The 22,020-nt window shown below is 56.5% G+C and carries 19 protein-coding genes; 12 read left to right on the top strand and 7 right to left on the bottom strand.

Features of this window, described 5'->3' with window-relative positions:
* Positions 1 to 242 precede the first annotated feature (242 nt).
* From ACXAE6_RS00095 to iolE, 6 genes are read left to right on the top strand one after another with little or no spacing between them, the layout of a single operon-like run.
* Positions 243 to 1,379, top strand: coding sequence for an ABC transporter permease (locus ACXAE6_RS00095; protein WP_475142870.1), 1,137 nt, complete (start codon positions 243 to 245; stop codon positions 1,377 to 1,379).
* A 14-nt stretch (positions 1,380 to 1,393) separates the two neighbouring features.
* Positions 1,394 to 2,203 (top strand): ATP-binding cassette domain-containing protein, encoded by an 810-nt coding sequence (locus ACXAE6_RS00090; RefSeq protein ID WP_475142867.1) that lies wholly within the window; start codon positions 1,394 to 1,396, stop codon positions 2,201 to 2,203.
* The gene (locus ACXAE6_RS00085) at positions 2,200 to 3,339 is read left to right on the top strand and encodes a Gfo/Idh/MocA family protein (RefSeq protein ID WP_475142865.1); all 1,140 of its coding nucleotides are present in this window, start codon (positions 2,200 to 2,202) and stop codon (positions 3,337 to 3,339) included. Before ACXAE6_RS00090 ends, ACXAE6_RS00085 begins: the two co-directional genes overlap by 4 nt.
* A gap of 30 nt (positions 3,340 to 3,369) precedes the next feature.
* Positions 3,370 to 5,301 carry a bifunctional 5-dehydro-2-deoxygluconokinase/5-dehydro-2-deoxyphosphogluconate aldolase gene (locus ACXAE6_RS00080; protein WP_475142862.1) on the top strand — a complete coding sequence of 644 codons (1,932 nt, stop codon included), beginning with the start codon at positions 3,370 to 3,372 and terminating at the stop codon, positions 5,299 to 5,301.
* A gap of 11 nt (positions 5,302 to 5,312) precedes the next feature.
* A complete protein-coding gene (gene iolD, locus ACXAE6_RS00075; RefSeq protein WP_475142860.1) occupies positions 5,313 to 7,172 on the top strand; it encodes a 3D-(3,5/4)-trihydroxycyclohexane-1,2-dione acylhydrolase (decyclizing) in 1,860 nt (619 codons plus the stop codon).
* A 10-nt stretch (positions 7,173 to 7,182) separates the two neighbouring features.
* Positions 7,183 to 8,082, top strand: a complete 900-nt coding sequence (gene iolE / locus ACXAE6_RS00070) for a myo-inosose-2 dehydratase (protein ID WP_475142857.1) — start codon at positions 7,183 to 7,185, stop codon at positions 8,080 to 8,082.
* Between the two features lie 63 nt (positions 8,083 to 8,145).
* Here iolE and pntB read toward each other — a convergent pair whose 3' ends face one another.
* Together pntB and ACXAE6_RS00060 are read right to left on the bottom strand one after the other, a co-directional pair.
* Positions 8,146 to 9,528 (bottom strand): Re/Si-specific NAD(P)(+) transhydrogenase subunit beta, encoded by a 1,383-nt coding sequence (gene pntB / locus ACXAE6_RS00065; RefSeq protein ID WP_475142855.1) that lies wholly within the window; start codon positions 9,526 to 9,528, stop codon positions 8,146 to 8,148.
* On the bottom strand, positions 9,525 to 11,096 hold the full coding sequence (locus tag ACXAE6_RS00060; protein WP_475151669.1) for a Re/Si-specific NAD(P)(+) transhydrogenase subunit alpha: 1,572 nt from the start codon (positions 11,094 to 11,096) through the stop codon (positions 9,525 to 9,527). Before ACXAE6_RS00060 ends, pntB begins: the two co-directional genes overlap by 4 nt.
* Positions 11,097 to 11,636: 540 nt before the next feature.
* Between ACXAE6_RS00060 and ACXAE6_RS00055 the strand changes: the two genes are divergently transcribed.
* Positions 11,637 to 12,734, top strand: coding sequence for a TRAP transporter substrate-binding protein (locus ACXAE6_RS00055; protein ID WP_475142853.1), 1,098 nt, complete (start codon positions 11,637 to 11,639; stop codon positions 12,732 to 12,734).
* A gap of 63 nt (positions 12,735 to 12,797) precedes the next feature.
* On the opposite strand, the gene ACXAE6_RS00050 is transcribed toward ACXAE6_RS00055, so the two are convergent.
* Positions 12,798 to 14,189 (bottom strand): TRAP transporter large permease, encoded by a 1,392-nt coding sequence (locus ACXAE6_RS00050; protein ID WP_475142851.1) that lies wholly within the window; start codon positions 14,187 to 14,189, stop codon positions 12,798 to 12,800.
* On the bottom strand, positions 14,189 to 14,737 hold the full coding sequence (locus ACXAE6_RS00045) for a TRAP transporter small permease subunit (protein ID WP_475142849.1): 549 nt from the start codon (positions 14,735 to 14,737) through the stop codon (positions 14,189 to 14,191). Before ACXAE6_RS00045 ends, ACXAE6_RS00050 begins: the two co-directional genes overlap by 1 nt.
* A gap of 265 nt (positions 14,738 to 15,002) precedes the next feature.
* Between ACXAE6_RS00045 and ACXAE6_RS00040 the strand changes: the two genes are divergently transcribed.
* Positions 15,003 to 16,346, top strand: coding sequence for an MFS transporter (locus tag ACXAE6_RS00040; protein ID WP_475142847.1), 1,344 nt, complete (start codon positions 15,003 to 15,005; stop codon positions 16,344 to 16,346).
* Between the two features lie 43 nt (positions 16,347 to 16,389).
* Here ACXAE6_RS00040 and ACXAE6_RS00035 read toward each other — a convergent pair whose 3' ends face one another.
* Positions 16,390 to 16,575, bottom strand: a complete 186-nt coding sequence (locus ACXAE6_RS00035) for a hypothetical protein (RefSeq protein WP_392800370.1) — start codon at positions 16,573 to 16,575, stop codon at positions 16,390 to 16,392.
* A gap of 620 nt (positions 16,576 to 17,195) precedes the next feature.
* On the opposite strand from ACXAE6_RS00035, the gene ACXAE6_RS00030 reads away from it, so the two are divergent.
* The 3 genes from ACXAE6_RS00030 to ACXAE6_RS00020 are packed head-to-tail and all read left to right on the top strand — an operon-like array spanning position 17,196 to position 20,001.
* Positions 17,196 to 18,383, top strand: a complete 1,188-nt coding sequence (locus ACXAE6_RS00030) for a glycine C-acetyltransferase (protein ID WP_475142841.1) — start codon at positions 17,196 to 17,198, stop codon at positions 18,381 to 18,383.
* A complete protein-coding gene (gene tdh, locus ACXAE6_RS00025; RefSeq protein WP_475142839.1) occupies positions 18,380 to 19,408 on the top strand; it encodes an L-threonine 3-dehydrogenase in 1,029 nt (342 codons plus the stop codon). Before ACXAE6_RS00030 ends, tdh begins: the two co-directional genes overlap by 4 nt.
* The gene (locus ACXAE6_RS00020) at positions 19,405 to 20,001 is read left to right on the top strand and encodes a MarC family protein (RefSeq protein WP_475142837.1); all 597 of its coding nucleotides are present in this window, start codon (positions 19,405 to 19,407) and stop codon (positions 19,999 to 20,001) included. The genes tdh and ACXAE6_RS00020 overlap by 4 nt, the downstream gene beginning before the upstream one ends.
* Positions 20,002 to 20,004: 3 nt before the next feature.
* Here ACXAE6_RS00020 and ACXAE6_RS00015 read toward each other — a convergent pair whose 3' ends face one another.
* Together ACXAE6_RS00015 and ACXAE6_RS00010 are read right to left on the bottom strand one after the other, a co-directional pair.
* Positions 20,005 to 20,529 carry a hypothetical protein gene (locus tag ACXAE6_RS00015; RefSeq protein ID WP_475142835.1) on the bottom strand — a complete coding sequence of 175 codons (525 nt, stop codon included), beginning with the start codon at positions 20,527 to 20,529 and terminating at the stop codon, positions 20,005 to 20,007.
* An 87-nt stretch (positions 20,530 to 20,616) separates the two neighbouring features.
* Positions 20,617 to 21,327: a hypothetical protein gene (locus ACXAE6_RS00010; RefSeq protein ID WP_475142832.1), complete on the bottom strand. Its 711-nt coding sequence runs from the start codon at positions 21,325 to 21,327 to the stop codon at positions 20,617 to 20,619.
* Between the two features lie 106 nt (positions 21,328 to 21,433).
* Here ACXAE6_RS00010 and ACXAE6_RS00005 point away from each other — a divergent pair, with 106 nt between their 5' ends.
* A complete protein-coding gene (locus tag ACXAE6_RS00005) occupies positions 21,434 to 22,015 on the top strand; it encodes a superoxide dismutase (protein WP_475142829.1) in 582 nt (193 codons plus the stop codon).
* Positions 22,016 to 22,020: the final 5 nt, after the last annotated feature.

The raw sequence follows: 22,020 nt of genomic DNA, 5'->3' as shown, positions 1-22,020 counted from the left end.
CAATTGGCCACGCCTCTAGGCTGGCCAGTTATGAAATTATTGTTCTTGTTTTTTTGCATATGGAACAAAAATTCCAAAAGCACCATGAACCGGGTCCTGGAGGTTGTCAAGCGAGCCCGAGTATTTTTTAAAACGATGATTCCAAGTGTTTGACATTTGGAAAATTCATTCTATTGTGGGTCGACTCTGCACCGCCAGGCGCAGCCACCGCTTAACAAAAATAACAAAGCGAGGTCAGGTTTATGTCGGCGACTCATCCCTCCGAAAGGTTGCCCCAATCGGCCAGCCGTGACGTCTCTGACGAACGTCTGCGCCGGGTTTCCCGTGTAAAACATCTGCTCAGCCGGCCCGAGTTGGGTTCTATTTCCGGCGCCGTCCTGGTGTTTGCCTTTTTCATCATCGTCGCCGGCGACTCCGGTATGTTCGCCGCTGATGGCGTACTCAACTGGACCACGGTGTCCGCTCAGCTGGGCATTATCGGCATCGCTGCCTGCCTGCTGATGATTGGCGGCGAGTTTGATCTGTCGATCGGTTCGATGATCGGCTTTGCCGGTATGATGATCGCCATTCCCGCTGTTTATTGGGGTTGGCCGGTGTGGCTGGCGCTGGTGTTTGCGTTTTCCTGCGCGCTGGCGATCGGTTTTACCAACGGCTTTATTGTCGTCAAGACGGGGCTGCCGTCCTTTATCGTCAGCCTGGCGTTTCTGTTTATTCTGCGCGGTTTGACCATCGCTTTATCGATCCTCTTTACCAACCGCACCATCATCGGCGGCGTTCACGAATACGCTGAAGGCGATTGGCTGGCAGCGGCCTTTGGCGGCGAGATCGGTGGCTGGTTGTTTACTGGCCTGGCCCGGCTCGGCTGGATCGGTACTTACCCCAATGGCGATCCACTGGTGTCCGGTATTCCCATGGTTATCGTCTGGTGGTTTTTACTGGCGGTGGTGTGCAGCTGGCTGTTGATGCGCACCAAGTACGGCAACTGGATTTTCGCCACCGGTGGTGATGCCAAGGCGGCCAAAAACGTCGGTGTGCCGACCGATGCGGTGAAGATCAGTCTGTTTATGTTTACCGCCTTCAGCGCCACCGTCCTGGCCGCCTGTCAGGTGTTGGAGTTTGGTTCGGCGGCAGCCGACCGGGGTTTGCTTAAAGAGTTTGAGGCCATTATCGCCGCCGTTATTGGTGGCGCTCTGTTGACCGGTGGCTATGGCTCGGTGGTCGGCGCCTGTTTTGGCGCACTGATTTTTGGCGTGGTGCAGATGGGCATCAACTTCGCGGGCTTTAATTCAGATTGGTTCCGGGTCTTTCTGGGCACGATGTTGTTGGTGGCGGTGCTGTTCAACAACTACATCCGCAAACGCGTCACCGAAGCGCATTAAAGGAGGCCGCTGCCATGAATGAAGTGATTCTCGAATTGCAAAACGTCAGTCGTTATTTCGGCAGTGTGATTGCGCTGAAAGACATCAATATGGAAGTGCGACTGGGTGAAGTGCATTGCCTGCTGGGCGATAACGGCGCCGGTAAATCGACGCTGATTAAAACGCTGTCCGGGGTGCATAAACCGAGCGAAGGCAGTTATCGCTACGAAGGCAAACCGGTGGTCTTTAGTTCACCGCGTGATGCTCTGGATCACGGCATCGCGACTGTCTATCAGGATCTGGCCCTGGTGCCGCTGATGAGCGTCACCCGTAATTTTTTTATGGGTCGCGAAATTACCAAAGGCTGGGGTCCGTTTAAGCGTTTCGATCTGGCGCGCGCCAATCGTATTGCCTTGCAGGGGCTGGCGGAAATGGGCATAGCGGTGCGCGATCCGGAGCAGGCTATCGGCACGCTCTCTGGTGGTGAACGTCAGTGTCTGGCCATTGCCCGCGCCATTCATTTTGGCGCCCGGGTGTTGATTCTCGATGAGCCGACGGCGGCGCTCGGGGTGAAACAATGCGCCAATGTTTTAAAGGTGGTAGCCAGAGCACGGGCGCGGGGTTTGGCGGTGGTGCTGATCACTCATAACTTGCATCACGCCTATCCCATTGCCGATCGCTTTACCTTGCTCAATCGCGGTCGCAGCCTGGGCACTTATTTGAAATCCGAAGTGTCGCGTGAAGATGTGCTGGCGATGATGGCCGGTGGCGCCGAACTGGATGAACTCGAAGCGGAATTAAAAGAATTCGCTCGCGCCGATAAGGCAGCAGAGGCCAGCGCATGAGTGACTTGATAACAGCACAGCCGCTGCGCATCGGTTTGATTGGCACCGGCTATATGGGTAAGGCGCATGCCATTGCCTATCACTCGGCGCCGGCGGTTTTTGGTCTGGGTGATTGTCTGCAGTTGTCGTTGCTGGCCGAAGTGAACCTGCCGCTGGCGCAAGCCAGGGCCAGGGAATTCGGTTTTGCCCGCGCCACCGACGATTGGCAGGCGCTGGTGCGCGATGCCGAGGTCGATGTCGTCGATATCTGCTCGCCCAATTATCTGCACAGGGAAATGGCCTTGGCGGCCATCGCTGCCGGCAAGCATGTTTATTCGGAAAAACCGCTGGCATTGAACGCGGCCGACGCGCTGCAGATGACCGAGGCGGCGGAAGCGGCCGGCGTGAAAACCCTGGTCGGTTTTAACTACGCCAAGAACCCGGCGGCGCAACTGGCGCGGGAAATCATTGCCGCCGGTGAAATTGGCGAGGTGGTGCATTTTCGCGGCACCCATAACGAAGACTATCTGGCTGATCCGAATCAGCCGCACAGCTGGCGTTTGCGGCGCGATTATTCTGGCAGCGGCGCGCTCGGTGATATGGGCTCGCACATCATCAATATGGCGCACTATCTGGTCGGCGATATCGTCGAAGTCTGTGGTGATTTACGCACCGTTATCAAGCAGCGTCCGCTGGCGAATCAGCCGGGACAATTTGCCGAAGTGGAAAATGAAGATCAGGCCCATTGTCTGGTGCGTTTTGCCAACGGCGCTCAGGGCACGCTGGAAACTAGTCGCATCGCCTGGGGTCGAAAAATGGGGCTGACCTTCGAGGTAACCGGCACCAAAGGCAGTCTGGTATTCGATCAGGAACGGCTCAGCGAACTGCAACTTTTTACTGCCGGCGATGCCAGTAATCGGGCCGGTTTTCGCACCATTTTGATCGGCCCGGAGCATCCGGATTACGCGCATTTCTGCGTAGGTCCTGGTCACGGCATTGGCTACAACGACCAGAAAGCGATTGAAGTGCGTGACCTGGTTGAAGGCATCGCTGGCAAGCGACCGCTGTGGCCGGATTTTCGGGCCGCCTATGCAGTGAACCGGGTTATCGATGCCATTGAACAGTCGCACGCCGAAGCTCGGTGGCTGAGTTTGTGAGTGTGCTTTTATCAGTAGGAGAGTTGGCCAATGTCGACAGCCAATGAGCAGGATCCGCGTGCTCTCGATCTGATCTGCCTGGGTCGGGCAGCGGTGGATTTATACAGTGAACAACTGGGCAGCCGCTTGGAAGATGTCAGCAGCTTTGCCAAATATCTCGGCGGTTCTTCGGCCAATATTGCATACGGTACCGCGCGCCTGGGTTTAAAGACGGCGATGCTGACCCGGGTCGGCGATGAACAGATGGGCCGTTTTGTGCGCGAGGAACTGGCACGCGCCGGCGTCGATGTCAGTCATGTGGTGACCGACCCACAACGTTTAACCGGTTTGGTACTGCTGGGTCTTAAAGACAGCGATACATTTCCGCTGATTTTTTATCGTCAGGACTGCGCCGATATGGCGCTGAGCAGCGACGATTTTTCGCCCGAATTTATTGCGTCCAGTCGCGCCCTGCTGATCACCGGCACCCACTTTTCCACCGCCTCAACTTACGACACCAGCTGCACCGCCATGCGCTATGCGCGCCAGGCTGGCACTAAGGTCATTCTGGATATTGATTATCGGCCGGTGCTGTGGGGATTGACCGGCCTGGGTGAGGGCGAAAACCGTTTTGTCTCGTCCGACAGTGTGACCGCTCATCTGCAATCTATTTTGCCCGAATGTGATCTGATCGTCGGCACCGAAGAAGAGGTGCACATTGCCGGCGGCAGCGAAGATACCTTAACGGCGCTGCGCAATATCCGCGCGCTAACGTCGGCCATTCTGGTGCTGAAACTGGGTGCTCAGGGGTGCACGGTTTTTAACGCCGCCATTCCTGCCAGCGTTGATGATTTCGAGGTACACCGGGGCGTTCAGGTCGAGGTGTTGAATGTGCTCGGAGCCGGCGATGCCTTTATGTCGGGTTTTCTGCGTGGCTGGTTGCACGGCGCCAGTGATGCGCAAAGCTGCGCTTATGCCAACGCCTGTGGCGCGCTGGTGGTGTCGCGCCATGGCTGCGCGCCGGCCATTCCCGATGCGCGTGAACTGGATGATTACCTGGCACGCGCCGCACAGATCGTGCGGCCGGATCTGGATAAAACCCTCAATCGCTTGCATAGAGTCGCCGCTCGTCGCCGTCCGCTGCAGCACGATATTTATGGCATGGCGTTCGATCATCGCAAGCAGCTGTTTGAGATGGCGCAGGAAGTGGGCGCCGATCCGGAGCGCATCAAAGAATTGAAACGGCTGTTGGTTCAGGCCACTGAAGAGGGCGCCGAACGCGCCGGCGCCAGCGATCAGGTCGGGGTATTGATTGACGATAGCTACGGCCAGGATGCGTTGAACGATGTCACCGGTCGCAACTGGTGGATCGGCCGGCCGGTGGAATTGCCTGGCTCAATTCCGCTGGAGCTGGAAGGCGGTCGTTCCATTGGCAGCCGGCTGAAGCATTGGCCGATCGAGCATGTGGTGAAATGCCTGGTGTTTTATCACCCGGAGCAACCGCAGGCGATTCGTCTGGCTCAGGAACGTCAGCTGAAAGAGCTGTATGGCGCCTGTTTGCAATCCGGTCATGAATTGCTGATCGAGGTAATTCCGCCGGCCTCAATGCCGATCACCGACCAGACCTTGCCGCTGGCGCTGCAGCGTTTTTATAACCTGGGTATTTATCCGGACTGGTGGAAATTGCCGGCGCCCAGTCGCGCCAGCTGGCAGTTGCTGGAAACGCTGATCAACGAGCGGGATCCGCATTGTCACGGTGTCGTGCTGCTGGGGTTGGACGCGCCCATCGATGAATTAAAAGCGGCGTTCAAACACAGCGCCGGCATCAAGCTGTGCCGTGGCTTTACCGTCGGCCGAACACTTTTCGGCCAGCCCAGTCGGCAATGGCTGGCCGGCCAGATTGACGACGCAATGCTGGTGCAAAAAGTCAGCAACAATTATCTGGATTTGATCGAAAGCTGGCGCAATCGCGCCGCCGATTGAAGGAGACCAAGATGGCAACCATTCGACTGACCATGGCGCAGGCATTGGTGCGCTTTCTGGCGGCACAAAAAATAGCCACAGCAGGGGGCGATGAACTGCCCTTATTCGCAGGCGTATTCGCCATTTTCGGGCACGGCAATGTGGCCGGTATGGGCGAGGCGCTGTATCAATACCGGCAAAGTCTGCCGACCTTTCGCGCTCACAATGAACAGGGCATGGCGCACGCGGCCATTGCTTTTGCCAAGGCCAATAACCGCCAGCGGATGATGGCCTGCACCAGCTCCATCGGCCCGGGTGCGACCAATATGGTGACCGCTGCTGGCCTTGCGCACGCCAACCGTTTACCGGTGTTGTTGTTGCCCGGTGATGTGTTTGCCAACCGCACCCCGGACCCGGTGTTGCAGCAGGTTGAACACTACGGCGAGCCGACCGTCAGCGTGAACGACTGCTTCCGTCCGGTCAGTCGTTACTTTGATCGTATTACCCGGCCGGAGCAGATCATCACCTCCTTGCCGGCGGCGCTGGCAACCTTACTGGACCCAGCCGATTGCGGCCCGGCGACTTTGTCGTTGTGTCAGGACGTTCAGGCCGAAGCCTACGATTATCCCGACTGGTTTTTCGAACCCAGAGTGCACCAGCTGCGTCGCCAACCGGCCGATCCGCGCGAACTGGACGCCGCTCTAGCCGCGCTGCGCAAGGCGCGCAAACCCTTGCTGGTGGCCGGCGGTGGCGTGCATTACGCCGATGCCGTGGAGACGCTGCGTCGTTTTGCCCAGAGCCACGGTATACCGGTGGCGGAAACCCAGGCGGGTAAGGGCGTGATGGTCTGGGATCATCCGCTGGCTCTGGGTGGCATCGGTGTGACCGGCACCGCGGCGGCCAATCGTATGGCCCGCGAGGCCGATCTGATTGTCGCGGTCGGCACCCGTCTGCAGGATTTCACCACGGCGTCGCGTACCTTACTTGGCCACTCCGCCAAAGCGCTGATTCAGCTCAATGTCGCCCGTTTCGATGCGGTCAAACAAGGCGCTCAGCCGCTGGTGGCCGATGCCCGTCTGGGTCTGGACGCGCTGAGCGCTGGTCTGGCCGATTGGCGCAGCGAGCCGGACTGGGCCAAACAGGCGGCGGTGGAAACCACTCAATGGCATCGCTACTACAACCGCGTTACTGCCGCTGAAGGCGTGACCTCGCCGACGGGTCTGCCGACCGATGCCCAGGTATTGGGCGCGGTTAAACGTCAGGCCGGGGCCAGCGACATCATCGTCTGCGCGGCCGGTGGTCTGCCGGGTGAATTGCACAAGCTCTGGCGTACCGACCAGGCTGGCGGCTACCACGTCGAATACGGCTATTCGTGCATGGGTTATGAAATCGCCGGTGGCCTGGGCGTGAAGATGGCGCAGCCGCAACGTGAAGTGACGGTGGTGGTCGGTGACGGTTCCTATCTGATGCTCAACTCGGAACTGGCGACCAGTGTGATGTTGGGTCATCGGCTCACTGTTGTGGTGCTCGATAACCGGGGTTTCGGCTGTATCAATCGTCTGCAGCAGGCCACTGGCGGCGCTGCATTCAATAACCTCTGGGATGATTGCCTGAGCGGTGACGCTGGTGCGCCGGAAATCGATTTCGCGGCCCACGCCCGGGCGCTGGGTGCGCTGGCCGAACAGGTCGATGGCATTGCCGCTCTGGAAGCGGCGTTGCAGCGGGCGCGGCGGGCGGATCGCAGCACGGTGATCTGCTTATCGACCGATCCTTTTGTCAGCACCGAAGGCGGCGAATGGTGGGATGTGGCGGTGCCGGAAGTGTCCGAGCGCGAGACGGTGGTCGCCGCCCATCAGCAATACCTCACAGCCAAACAACAACAACCTTATTAAGGTGGCCATCATGACGGTAAGACTGGGCATCAATCCACTGACCTGGAGCAACGACGATCTTCCGGCGCTGGGTGCGGAAACACCGCTGGAAACCTGTTTGAGTGAAGGTCGGCAAGCCGGTTTCGCCGGCTTTGAATTGGGCAATAAATTTCCGCGCACGGCTCAGGCCTTGGGGCCGATTCTCGACCGCCATCAACTGAGTCTGGTGTCTGGCTGGTACAGCAGTCGTTTGCTGGAACGTTCGGTTGAGGAAGAAATTCAGGCGCTGACCGCTCATCTGACTTTACTGCAACAGCTGGGCGCCAAGGTGATGGTGTATTGCGAAGTCACCGGTTGCGTGCACGGCGAGCAGGAAACGCCGGTGAGCCATCGACCGGTGATGACCGATGCCCAATGGCAACGCTTAACCGACGGCCTGAACGTCGTTGCCGAGCATTGCCTGCAAGCCGGCGTGCGTCTGGCCTACCATCACCATATGGGCACGGTGGTGGAATCGGCCGCCGATATTCGCCGGCTGATGGATAACACTTCCGACGCTGTCGGTTTGCTGTTGGACACCGGCCATCTGTATTACGCCGGCGGCGATCCCATCGCCATGCAAACTGAGTACGCGCAGCGTATTTGTCATGTGCACTGCAAGGATATTCGTCCGACCGTGCTGGCCGACAGTCGTAACCGCGATTTGAGTTTTCTCGACTCCGTGCTGGACGGTGTTTTTACCGTGCCAGGTGATGGTTGCATCGACTATGTCAGTCTCTTTAACGGACTCAAAGAAAGTGATTATCAGGGTTGGCTGGTGGTTGAAGCCGAGCAGGATCCGGCTGTTGCCCATCCGTTAACCTATGCCCGTTTGGGCTACCGGAATTTGATCGATTTTTGCGCCCAGGCCGGTCTGGTGGTGGATAGTTAAAGGACAACGGCCGACAAGTTAAACTTGCCGGCCGTTGTCGTTACCTTGGAGTTAAACAGTCAGTTACACCTTATTGACCAATTGCTGCACGCTGTCTTTGGCATCGCCAAACAGCATGGCGCTGTTATCGCGATAGAACAATGGATTGGTCACACCGGCATAACCGGTGGCCATCGACCGCTTGAGAATCACCACCTGCTTGGCATTCCAGACTTCCAGTACCGGCATGCCGGCGATGGGCGAGCCGGGTTTTTCCTTGGCGTCTGGATTGACGATGTCGTTGGCGCCGATCACCAGCACGACGTCGGTATCCGGAAAGTCGTCGTTGATCTCGTCCATCTCCAGCACGATGTCGTAAGGCACATTGGCTTCGGCCAGCAGTACATTCATATGACCGGGCAAGCGACCGGCAACCGGATGAATGGCAAAGCGCACCGTCTTGCCCTGCTTGCGCAGTTTGTCGGTCAGATCAGCCACCGCTTGCTGGGCGTGGGCGACGGCCATACCAAAGCCCGGCGCAATCACCACCGATTCGGCGTTCTTTAACCAGTCGGCCACTTCATCATGGCTGGCGCTGCTGGCTTCGCCGTATTCGGTGTCGTCATCGGTGGCGGTGGCGTTACCGAAACCACCGAGAATCACGCTGAGAAAAGCGCGGTTCATCGCCTTGCACATGATGTAACTGAGGATGGCACCGGACGAACCGACCAGCGCGCCGGTGATGATCAGCAAGTCATTGCCGAGCATAAAACCGGTCGCTGCCGCTGCCCAACCCGAGTAGGAATTGAGCATCGAAATCACCACCGGCATATCGGCGCCGCCGATGGCCGCCACCAGATGCGCGCCCAGCAGCAGGGCGATGACGGTCATGGCAATCAGCAGGTTCAGATCGCCGGGGCCGTGACCATCGGGCGCAAAGATCACCAGCATCACCAGGGCTGCCAGAATCGCCAACGCATTCAGGCCGTTGCGCAGTGGCAAGGTCAGCGGCTTGCTGGAAATAATGCCCTGTAATTTACCGAAGGCGATCCAGGAGCCGGTGAGGGTGACCGCACCGATAAAAATGCCCAGATAGAGTTCGGTGTTGTGGATGATGCGCTCGGCACCATCGAGATGATTGCGCGGGTCGAGATAACCGCCCCAGCCAATCATTACCGCCGCCAGACCGACGAACGAATGCAGCATGGCAACCAACTGTGGCATCGAGGTCATTTCAACGCGATGCGCCAACCACAAACCGATCACCGCGCCAACCACCATCGCTGTTGCCAGTAAGGCATAGGCTTCAACCGCCGCCGAAGCCACAGTGGCAACAATGGCGATCAGCATGCCGGTCATGCCATAGAGGTTGCCGCGCCGCGCGGTTTCCTGAGAGCTCAAACCACTGAGCGAGAGAATGAAAAACACACCGGCCAACAAGTAGGCCATGGATAAGACAGCGTTCATTCCTGACCCTCCCGACGAAACATATTGAGCATGCGACGGGTGACATAAAAACCACCTGCGATGTTGATCGAGGTCACCAGAATGCCGATGGCGGCGAGCACCGTAACGACGGTCGAGCCACTACCGGAGACCTGCAGCAGCGAACCGATAATGATGATCGAGGAGATCGCATTGGTGACACTCATCAGCGGCGTGTGCAGCGAATGACTGACGTTCCAGATCACCTGCCAGCCAACAAAAACCGCCAGCACAAAGACGGTAAAGTGGCTGAGAAAATCGGCCGGTGCGACGGCACCCAATCCCAATAACAAGGCGCCGGCAATCAACCAGTAAAGCGCGATCGGTTGAGCGCGTTTGGCGGCGGTTGTGGTTTGCGGTGTGGGCTCCGGCGCTTTGGCTTCGGCTTTCGGCGCAGCGGAAATCTGTGGCGGTGGCGCCGGCCAGATCACCTTGCCCTGATGCACGACGGTGCAACCGCGGGTGATGGCATCATCAAGGTCAAAGCTCAGTTCGCCATCTTTATTTGGACACAGATGTTCGAACAAACGCAGCACATTATTGGACAACAGCTGGCTCGCCTGAGTCGCTGCACGGGCGGCAAGATTGGTGAAACCAATGATTTTCACATCGTGCTGTTCGACGATTTCATCGGCCACGGTGCATTCGCAGTTACCACCGTTGGGTGCGGCCAGATCGACCACCACGCTGCCCGGCGCCATGGCTTTAACCATCTCTTCGGTGATCAGCTTGGGCGCCGGTTTACCGGGAATCAGTGCCGTGGTGATGATGATGTCGACCTCTTTGGCCTGCTCCATAAAGAGCGCCATTTCGGCGTCAATAAACGCCTGCGACATCTCTTTGGCGTAGCCGCCGCTGCCGGAACCGTCTTCCTCCAGTTCAACGGTCAGAAACTGACCGCCCATGGATTCGACCTGTTCTTTCACTTCCTTGCGGGTATCGAAAGCGCGCACCACCGCACCGAGGCTTTTGGCGGCGCCGATGGCGGCAAGACCGGCGACACCCGCGCCAATGATCAACACCTTGGCGGGCGGAATTTTACCGGCCGCGGTGATCTGGCCGGTGAAGAAACGACCAAACTGGTTGGCCGCTTCGATCACCGCACGATAACCGGCGATGTTCGCCATCGAACTCAATACGTCCATTTTCTGCGCACGTGAAATACGCGGAATGGCATCCAGTGAAATGGCGTTGGCGCCGCGTTCGGCAAAGGTGTTCAACGTGGCTTCGTTTTGCGCCGGGGCGAGAAAGGAAATCCAGGTTTTGTTGCTGCCCAGAGCGTCCAGTTCACTGCCATCGAGCGCAGCGTGCTGAGGCTGGGGTCCGTTGATCTTGACCAGAATATCGGCCTGATCGTACAAGGCGGCAACGTCACCAGTCACCTCGGCGCCGGCTTCAATATAACGTTCATCGGAAAACTGAGCGGCGGCACCGGCATCGCTTTCGATGCGCACCTTAAAGCCCAGTTCAATCAGTTTTCGGGTGGTGTCGGGCGTGACGGCTATCCGGGTTTCTCCGGGCAGGCGATCGCGCGGCACGGCGATAGTCAGAGGCATGCTTACTCCCGTTTGTTGTCATCAGTTGACGGTCGGTAGTCGAATTTATTGTGATTATTGTTGTTTATGGCTGGCTGTTTTTTATTGATGTGTACCAGCTTTCTCTCAGTAAGCGCCGCTTATAGTGACCGTTGCCGATGGTCAGTTCAACAAAGCTCACTCATAAAGTTGCAGGTTTTGACCATTCCACCAAAGTCTAAACTGCCCTGGAACGCCCACCTGGTTTGAGAAATCGCCAAGTCGGGGTTATTCTTTGCGGGCGAGTCGCAAGCCCCTGGAAGCCAGATAACAGAAGCCAGATAACAACAGTAAAGACGACGGCTTCTACTCAGTTTTAAACGGGATGTTTCCTTCAGTTGGATTCCGGCAAACCTCTGGGTCGTTCAAGCCAGCCTTGAACGAAACCGGTTGGTCGGCGCTTGTCGTCTGGCATCGATAACCGTTGGAAACGACGAAAAACTAAAAAAACCAAGAAGCTGACCTCGGCCCTTATCGCCGGTCTGTGTCAGTCTCGATCCCTAGCAGGAGAGTCAAATGAAAAGACGTGACGTCATCAAAAAGGGTCTGATGGGCGCTGGCGGTGTTGCCGCTGCAACCACTCTGTCAGCACCGGCTATCGCTGAAGAGCGTATTACCTGGCGTATGGTTACCACCTGGCCGCGTAACTTCCCGGGTCTGGGTGTGGGCGCGCAGCGTTTGGCTGACCGCATCACCGAAATGTCCGGTGGCCGGCTGACCGTTGAAGTCTATGCCGCGGGCGAACTGGTTCCGGCCTTGGGTGCTTTCGATGCCGTCATCGAAGGTTCTGCCGAAATGAGTCATGGCGCTGCCTACTACTGGCAGAACAAAAGCCGCGCCACTTCATTCTTCACCGGTGTGCCTTATGGCATGACCTCGCGTGAACTGTCTGCCTGGATTCGCTATATGGGTGGTCAGGAAATCTGGGACGAAGTTTACGATCAGTTTGGCGTGAAAGGTTTCATGTCCGGCGATACCGGTACTCAGGCCGGTGGTTGGTTCCGCAACGAACTGAACAGCCTGGACGACATCGACGGTGTGCGTTTCCGTACGCCTGGTCTGGGTGGTCAGGTCTGGGAACGTCTGGGCGCGACCGTGGTTAACATGGCCGGTGGCGAAATCTACCAGGCGCTGCAATCCGGTGCTTTGGATGCCGCTGAATTCGTTGGTCCGTATAACGATCTGGCGCTGGGCTTCTATCAGGTTGCCAAGAACTACTACATGCCGTCGTTCGTTGAGCCGGGTCTGGCCACCGAAGCGGTGGTTAACAAATCCAAGTTCGCTGAGCTGCCGGCCGATCTGCAGAAGATCGTCGAGTACGCCTGCCAGGCGGAATACGATCAGGTGGCGTCCGATTTCTACGCCAACGATCCGATTGCGCTGCAAACGCTGGTTAACCAGCACGGTGTACAGGTGCGTTACTTCCCGGAAGACATCCTGCGTGCCGGCGCCGAAGCCGCCAAAGATATTCTCGGCGAATTGCGCGACAGCAACGATGCGCTGACCAAGAAAACTGCCGACAGCTATTTTGAATCGCTGGCGATTTTGCGTACCCGTACCGAGCAGGTCGACGGTCGCTTCCTGCAAGCGCGCGAGCGGTTCTTCCAGCCCTAAGCGGTGTTGGATTAACGGCAATAAAAAACCGGCCCTTGGGCCGGTTTTTTGTGTCTGTAACACTCAGCTGTAGAGCAAATTCGGCAACCAGGTGACGATGCCCGGGAAGATCACCAGGACGGCGATTACCGCCAACTGCATCACCACAAACGGCACGGCGCCTTTGTAGATGTCGGTGGTTTTGACCGTCTTCGGCGCCACACCGCGCAGGTAGAACAACGCGAAACCGAACGGCGGCGTTAAGAAGCTGGTTTGCAGGTTGACCGCAACAATGACACCGAGCCAGACCGGATCGACACCCATCATCAACAGAATCGGAGCGGTGATCGGCAACACCATAAAGATGATCTCGAAGGTATCGAGAATAAAGCCGAGCAGGAACATCAGCAGCATCACAAAGATGATGGCGCCGTACTTGCCGCCGGGCAGGGCGTTGAGGAAGTCGTGCACCAGATCATCACCACCCATCATGCGGAACACCAGCGAGAACACGGTGGCGCCAATGAGGATAATAAAGATCATTGCCGTGGTGTTGGCGGTGGCGTACATCACTTCACGCAGGTTGCGATAGGTCAGCTTGCGATGAAAAGCGGCCAGCACCATCGCACCAACGGCGCCAACCGAAGCCGATTCAGTCGCCGTGGCGACACCGCCGAGAATGGAACCCAGTACAGCAATGATCAGCAACAGCGGCGGCACCAGGGTGGTGATCACATCACGACCCAGGCGGGCGCGATCTTCTGCGCTGGTTTCCAGCGCCGGGCAGGATTCCGGATCGGTGATCGCCTTGAAAATCATATAGCCGATAAACACCACCACCAGCAGCAAGCCCGGTACAAAAGCACCAGCAAAGAGATCACCGACCGATACCGGTTTGGGTGCGAAATTACCCAGCGACATCTGTACTTGAGCGTTAATGCCGGCGAGCATGTCGCCCATAAAAATCAGCACGGTTGAGGGCGGAATAATCTGGCCCAGCGTACCTGAGGCGGTAATCACACCGGTGGCCAGCGGCGTTTTATAACCGGCTTTCAACATGGCGGGCAGCGACAGCAGACCCATGGTGACCACAGTGGCGCCGATGATGCCGGTGGAAGCCGCGAGCAAAGCGCCGACAACAATCACCGAAATACCCAGACCACCGCGCAGGTTGCCGAACAGACGACCCATGGTGATCAGCAGTCCCTGAGCGATACCGGAGCGTTCGAGCATCATGCCCATAAAGATAAACAGCGGCACCGCCACCAAGACTTCATTGAGCATGATGCCCATATAACGCGGCGCGAGACTCGACAGGTTGGATAAATCCAGAGCGCCGAAAAAGTGTGCGATGGCAGCAAAAATCAGCGAAGTGCCGGCCAGCGAAAAAGCCACGGGAAAGCCAAACATCAGCACGCCGATGATGGTGAAAAACATGATCAGGGCGAGGATTTCGCCGATGAGTGAAGCGTCCATCAAGCGTGCTCCTCGTAACGATAGTCTTCAGGCACCAGGTCTTCGCGGTTATTCAAAACCAGAATGCTGCGACCGAGCATGGCCAGGCCTTGCAGCGCAATCACCAGCGCAAACACCAGAATAAAACTCTTCATGACAAACAGACCGGGCATGCCGCCATAGTTGGATGAGCCTTCCCAGAAACTCCAGGAGCGCAACACATAAGGCGTGCTGTAGTGCACGATGGTGTAGATGAACGGGGCGATAAAAATCAGTGCACCGCCGATATCGACCCAGGCACGACGCTGCTTGGGCGCGGTGCGATAAAACACATCGACGCGCACATGACCTTCACGCAACAAGGTGTAACCGGCAATGCCCATAAACATGGCGCCATTGAGCCAGACATAGAGATCCTGCATCCAGACAAAGCCGATGGAAAAGGCGTAACGCAGCACGACCACGGTAAAGCAGACCAGCACGATGGCCAGCGTAAACCAGGAGAACACTTGCCCCAGCAAGCGATTGAGATGGCACAGCGACCTGACCATCGAGGCTAGGTATTTCATCGGGGATCCTTCAGTATCTATTCGGGCGAATCAGCGGGGTTGGCCCCCTGGTGAATTGTCGTTGTAATCGTTTTGTTATCATCGTTGGGACCGGGCCAACGCGCGCTAGTTTACTGTATGACGGGCGATTGAGACCAGCCTGTAAGCTGCACAATACAGCGATAAAATGCTTTTTTAAGCCGCAGTGGATTGTAATCAAAGCAACCTTTCGCTAGATCGGGCTGCTTTGCCAGATACTCATCATCAACAGCAAGGGGAATCAGGGGTGTCGCAAAATATCAGCGAACAACATTTGAGCAATCAAAGGGACGACGATGCCCTCGGTTGGATGTACGACAAGATTACCGGCGAAGAAGACGCCCGCGTTTGCAAAGACATCCCAGATTCCGCCTGCCAACACCAACCGCGCAATTTCTTCGGTTACCTGGCCGGCAATACCTTCAGCAAGATGGCCGATGAACTGAGCAGCGCCCGCCTGATTCTGCCCTGGCTGTTTGCTGCCTTGGGCGCACCCATGGCGCTGGTGGGGTTCCTGGTGCCGATCCGTGAAGCCGGGGTGTTAATGCCGCAGTTGTTAGTGGCGGCCCTGGTGCGCAGCCGCCCCAAGCGCAAGGGTGTGTGGATGCTGGGCGCTTTGCTGTCGGCGCTTGCCTTGCTGGCGATGGCCGCAGCGGCGTTAACGCTGGACGGTTTTATCGCCGGCCTGTGTTTGCTGGTGCTGTTGGTGATCTACAGCCTGGCGCGTGGCCTCTGTTCGGTTGCCGCCAAGGATGTGTTGGGCAAAACCGTGTCCAAGACCCGGCGCGGTACGCTGATGGGCTACAGCTCAGGCGTGTCCGGTTTGCTGGTGTTGGCCTTGGGGCTGGGCTTGATGTTCTTTCCCGAGCTCAAGCAAAACGCTGTTTTGCTCGGGGTATTTTTGTTGGTGGCAGCGCTGTGCTGGGCGGTTGGCTTGTTGGGCTTTGGGTTTATTCGTGAACAGCCCGGTTCAACCGAAGGCGGTGGTAATGCGTTGCAGGTTGCTGTTTCGCAACTGGCGCTGTTGCGCAGCGATCAACATTTCCGGCGCTTTGTCTGGGCGCGGGCTTTATTGCTCAGCCTGGCGCTGGCGCCTCCTTTCTATGTGGTGATGGTGCAGCAGCAAGGCGGTAACTGGCTGGGGCTCGGCGCTTTGTTAATGTTGAGTGGTCTGGCGGCCAGTTGCAGTGGGCCGGTATGGGGGCGCTTGAGTGATCGCTCCAGCCGTTGGGTGATGGCGCTGGCGGCGAGCGGCGCTGCGGTGGCCGGTCTGGGCGTGTGGATCAGCACGCTGATTATGGGTACCGATGCGGTTTCTCCACTGTTGGTCGCAGTGCTCTATTTTGTGGTCATGATTTGTCACGGTGGTGTGCGCCTGGGGCGTAAGGCGTACCTGGTCGATCTGGCCAATGCCGATAACCGTGCTGCTTATGTGGCGGTCAGCAATACGCTGATCGGTGGCTTGATGCTACTGGCTGGCTGGGTAGGTCTGTTGGGTGATCTTTGGGGACCAGCTGGGGTATTGGGAGTGTTGGGCGCGGTGGCGATGCTGGCGGTGATTCAGGTGTTACGCTTGCCTGAGGTGGAGTGAGCGAAGGTCGTGCCGGGCTCAGGCAGCCCGGCCGGATTGACGTTTACAGCAGGTGAGGATTCATGCGTTTGTATTCACGCAGTGATTTGCGAGCGAGTTCGACTTTATTGTAGAGACGCATCCGTTCGGTTTTGTCACCGCTGCCGTTGGGGTTTTCCTGTACAAACTGACGCTTGGCTTCTTCGGCATCAACGATGGCTTGTTCAAGCTCTAGCAACTTCTGATCCATATTTTCCCTCATTAAACCCGTCGGACTGGCGCTAACCCGGTCTGAAAAACGAACCAACGCCAATTCGTGGCACCTTGCCTGTACGAACTGAAACGAAGATTAGTTCAGTGCGCCCATTCGCGCTATGACCGGTCCAGTGACCAGGATATCGGCGCTAAGCCGTTGTCTGACTGGCGTCCCTGTAAACTGCAATTGAGCCTTGCCCTGGTTCGTCGGCCTTTGAAGAAGTCCCTGCATGGGCTCGACGTTAGTGGCCTGTTGGGCCGCTATCCTTTTCCGTTGATCATTAACATGACACGCTATTGAATCTAGTTTTGTGAACCAATTCAAACTTTTGGTGGAGTCTAACGGTGGTAGATTGTGCTGGTTTTAACAAGATAGGAACGACACCGAAGCCACAATCACCCTTCCCGTTAATGTGGTGTGTGAACGATGCTTTGCAAGGTCTGGATAGCGCTATGCGTGGTCTTCAGGCTCATAGCGAATAAACTGTAGTGCCACCATTACGTTAATATCGGCGGCAAATGCGGGTTATGTCTTGTATTTCGAACGCAGCGACCCAAGCCTTGGCTCCCTGTGATCACCCGCCCCTTTGGGTTTGTTTTTCCGAGGAGAGTTGAATGTCCCGTTCTTTACTGACCGCGTTACCGGCACAACTGGAGTCTCTGCGTAAGCAGGGGTTGTACAAGTCTGAGCGTATTATTCAGTCGCCTCAGTCTGCCTCGGTTGAATTGAGTAAAGGCTCGGTGATCAATTTGTGCGCCAACAATTATCTGGGTCTGGCGGATGACAGCAGTCTGATAAAAGCTGCCAAGGCTGGTCTGGACGATTACGGTTATGGCGCGGCCTCAGTGCGTTTTATCTGTGGCACGCTGCAGGTTCATAAAGATCTGGAAGCGCGCATCAGCGATTTTCTGGGACTGGAAGACACCATTCTTTATTCCAGCTGTTTCGACGCCAACACTGGCTTGTTTGAAACTTTGCTCGATGGCGAAGACGCCATCATTTCCGATGCGCTTAATCATGCGTCTATTATCGATGGCGTTCGCCTGTGCAAAGCGCAGCGCTATCGTTACGCCAATAACGATATGGCCGAGTTGGAGCGTTGCCTGCAACAAAGCCAGGAGGCGCGTTATCGGCTGATCGTGACTGACGGTGTGTTTTCCATGGACGGCGTTATTGCCAACCTGCCAGCGATTTGCGATCTGGCGGAAAAATACGATGCGCTGGTGATGGTCGATGACAGCCATGCGGTCGGTTTTATGGGCGAGGGCGGTCGCGGTACACCGGAATACCATGGCGTGATGGATCGTGTTGATATCATTACCGGTACCTTGGGCAAGGCGCTTGGTGGCGCCAGCGGTGGTTACACCAGTGCAGCCAAACCCATCGTTGATTGGCTGCGTCAGCGCTCGCGTCCTTATCTGTTTTCCAATTCGCTGGCGCCGAGTATTGCTGCGGCCAGTTTGCAGGCGCTGGAGCTGATTGCTGATGGCGCGGCCTTGCGCCAGAAACTCTGGGACAACACCACTTATTTCCGCGACAGCCTGAGTCAGGCCGGCTTTAAACTCAGTGGCGGTGACCATCCGATTATCCCGGTGATGGTCGGCGATGCTGCGCTGGCCGGACGCATGGCAGAACGTTTATTGGAGCGCGGTCTCTATGTGGTGGGCTTCAGCTATCCGGTGGTGCCGCAAGGTCAGGCGCGTATTCGTACGCAAATGAGCGCGGGTCTCGATCGTGAACAACTCGAATACGCGGTAACGGCTTTTATCGAAGTCGGCCGTGAACTGGAGATTATTGCATGAAGGCGCTGGCCAAACTGAAACCCGAAACCGGTATCTGGATGACCGAGGTTGCCGAACCGGAAGTCGGTCATAATGACTTGCTGATCAAGATCCGCCAGACCGCCATCTGCGGTACCGATGTGCATATTTATAACTGGGATCGCTGGTCGCAACAGACCGTGCCGCTCGGTCTGGTGACCGGCCACGAATACGTCGGTGAAGTGGTTGGCATGGGTCAGGAAGTGACCGGTTTTGCCGTCGGCGACCGGGTCAGTGGCGAAGGCCATATCACCTGCGGTTATTGCCGTAATTGCCGCGCGGGCCGTCGTCATCTGTGCCGCAATACCCAGGGCGTGGGGGTGAATCGTGCCGGAGCTTTTGCCGAATATCTGGTGATTCCGGCCTTTAATGCGTTCAAATTACCGGATGAAGTCAGCGATGAAATGGCGGCGATTTTCGATCCGTTCGGTAACGCCGTCCACACCGCCCTGAGTTTTAATCTGGTCGGTGAAGATGTACTGATCACCGGCGCCGGGCCCATCGGTATGATGGCGGCGGCAGTCGCCAAACACGCCGGTGCGCGTCATGTGGTGGTCACTGACGTCAACGATTACCGTCTCGATCTGGCGAAAAAGATGGGCGCCAGTCGAGTGGTCAATGTCAGTCAGGAATCGCTTAAGGATGTGGTCAACAGCCTGCATATGACCGAAGGCTTCGATGTCGGTCTGGAAATGTCCGGCGTGCCCTCGGCGTTTCGCTCCATGCTTGATGCGATGAACCACGGCGGCAAGATCGCCATGCTCGGTATTCCGCCGGACGATATGGCCATCGATTGGAGCAAGATTATTTTTAAAGGATTGGAAGTGAAGGGTATCTATGGCCGGGAAATGTTTGAAACCTGGTACAAGATGGCGAGCTTAATTCAATCCGGCCTGGATCTGTCACCGATGATTACCCACCGTTTCAAAGTCGAGGATTTCGAAACCGGTTTTGAAACCATGCGCTCCGGTCAATCGGGCAAGGTGTTGTTGGACTGGACGGCATGAGCACGGCTTTTCTTAATGCTCTGGCCAGTTTCTTTGTTGTTATCGATCCCATCGGCACGGCGCTGATTTTTTATTCGCTCACCGTGGGTCGTCCTTTTGCGTCGCGTTTTAAAACGCTGACTAAAGCCACGGCCATCGCCGCCAGCATTATTCTGCTGTTTGCCTGGGCTGGTGAAACTTTGCTCACCGCACTCGGCATCAGCATGGATGCCTTGCGCGTGGCCGGCGGGATTTTGCTGTTTAACACCGCCTTTCGGATGATCACTTCAGCGCCGGTGCCGGACAAACCCACCGAACGTCCCCTGGGTGATATCAGCGTCTATCCGTTGGCCATTCCGTTGATGTCCGGGCCGGGTACCCTGACGCTGACCGTGCTGCTGATGGCTGATGCCGAAGGTTTGAGTGGTCAGGGAATCGTGATCGCCGCCGCCATGCTGGTGCTGGCAGTGACCATGGCTGGCGCCTTGATGGCCACCCAGATTCGCCGCCTGGTCGGTAAGACCGGCGACGATATTATTCAGCGTCTGCTGGGGGTTATTCTGGCGGCGCTGGCCATTCAGTTTGTGGCCAATGGTATTAACGGTTTGTTTTAACGATTAGAAATCGGTACCGATCGACAGCAACGGGCCAATGCCGTGCTGATAACCAAAGCCCGCTGTCAGAGAACCGAAGTTATAGAGCACACCGGCACCGGGAATCAGTTCAGCGCCTAAACGTCGATCATCGCAGTAGCGATTGCCGCTGGGGAATTTCTCGACGATATCGCATTCGTTCCACATCAATAATCCCAGGCTGGTGTAAAAGGCAACTTTGTCATTAGGTGCGTAACCTTTTAGAACCGAAATATAAAATGGCAATCCGGTTTGAACATCGGTTTCTATGGTGGTGTTGCTTGACTCTGGCGGCGGTGGCGTTTCATAGATAACCGACCCGCTGTACTCCGAATGCCCCACAAGACCAAACTCAGCGCCCCAGCTATTGGCCATAAAACCAACGCCGAAATAGGGCGCATCAAAGTAGCCTTGATGACCGCCATAGCTGCCCCAGAAATAATCGTCTTTAGCCAACGCCTGCGCGCTGATCAAACCCAAGATGAACATCCAACCCAGACGTTGAATCATCGTCACTTCTCCATGGTTGCCAATCTCAGCGAGCTTGCCACGTTCAAACTGAACCGGGCATGACTGCCGTTAAGCAAACATCAAACCTTAAAGCGAGTAACTCAGCCCCAGGCCAAAAGAGCTGCCCAATCCCAGTCGGTAATGATAGTTCGCGTTAAGCGATAAATGTTCCCAATCATGCTGGCGATTCAGTTGCAGCAACTTAGCGTTCACACCGACGCCGGGTGTGAGCCGAAGATAGGATTCGTTGTGGCGGCAATACTGATCAACGCTGTTTTTTATTACTTCACAGCGTTCCCAGTACATCAAACCCAGCGAAGCGTAGGTTGTCAGCCGTTCGTTGACATCAAAGCCTGCCATCACGCCGACATGAAGAGGCACGAATACCAAGCCCTCGCTATCAACGGTTTCGGCGGCAGAGGCCGGGTCGTCATCGCTGACAAAGTAGAGTTTTTCATGCGCGATCACGGTGCCGACCTGCACGCCGATATGGCCTTTGTAAGTGGAGAACCCCAGGTAGGTTCCGTCGAGTTCGTTATCGACGTCGCCCGCTTCGAGCCAGGTGTTGATTTCATCAGCCCACAGCCGGGTGGTGCAAAGAATGAGTAGACAGCAAACAACTCGTTTCACAGCAAACCTCCACACTAGAGCGATCATTATGCATGTTTCGGCGCATCGGCGCAGATCGATAGCCTGGTTGTTGCCCCGGCATAGCCTTATTAAATAAATAATAATATTTATATAAAAAAGAATCCGAGTATCATAAGCGCACTGATTGAAATGGGTTGGATCGGCCACTGAGGCAGATCCAGGCAAGGTGTCACCGGCTCGGCATCGCACGGGCTGACGCCACTGCAATGCACCCTGTTAACAATTGTGTAACTAACAGACAGAGGACTAAACCATGAGCTTCACCCTTCCTGACCTGCCATACGCCAAAGATGCCCTGGAACCGCACATTTCTCAGGAAACCCTGGAATACCACCACGGCAAACACCACAACACCTACGTCACCAAGCTCAACGGCATGGTGCCGGGCACCGAATTCGAAGGCAAAAGCCTCGAAGACATCATCAAGTCAGCCTCTGGCGGCATGTTCAACAACGCCGCGCAAATCTGGAACCACACTTTTTACTGGCACTGCCTGAGCCCGAACGGCGGTGGCGCTCCGACTGGCGCGGTGGCTGACGCCATCAGAGGCAAATGGGGTTCGTTCGAAGCCTTCCAGAAAGAATTCGACGAAAAAGCGGCCGGCAACTTTGGTTCAGGCTGGACCTGGCTGGTGAAAAACGCTGACGGCTCCGTCGAAATCGTCAACACCGACGATGCTGGTACCCCGATCACCAGCGGCCAGACTCCGCTGCTGACCGTCGACGTTTGGGAACACGCCTACTACATCGACTACCGCAACTCTCGTCCGGATTATCTGGCGGCGTTCTGGAAGTTGGTGAACTGGGAATTTGCGAACGAAAATTTCGCAAAATAATTGCT

Source organism: Saccharospirillum sp. ABV4_185 (assembly GCF_056159245.1).
Note: the sequence above shows the minus strand (reverse complement) of the source record. Positions and strands in the feature narration are given on the sequence as shown.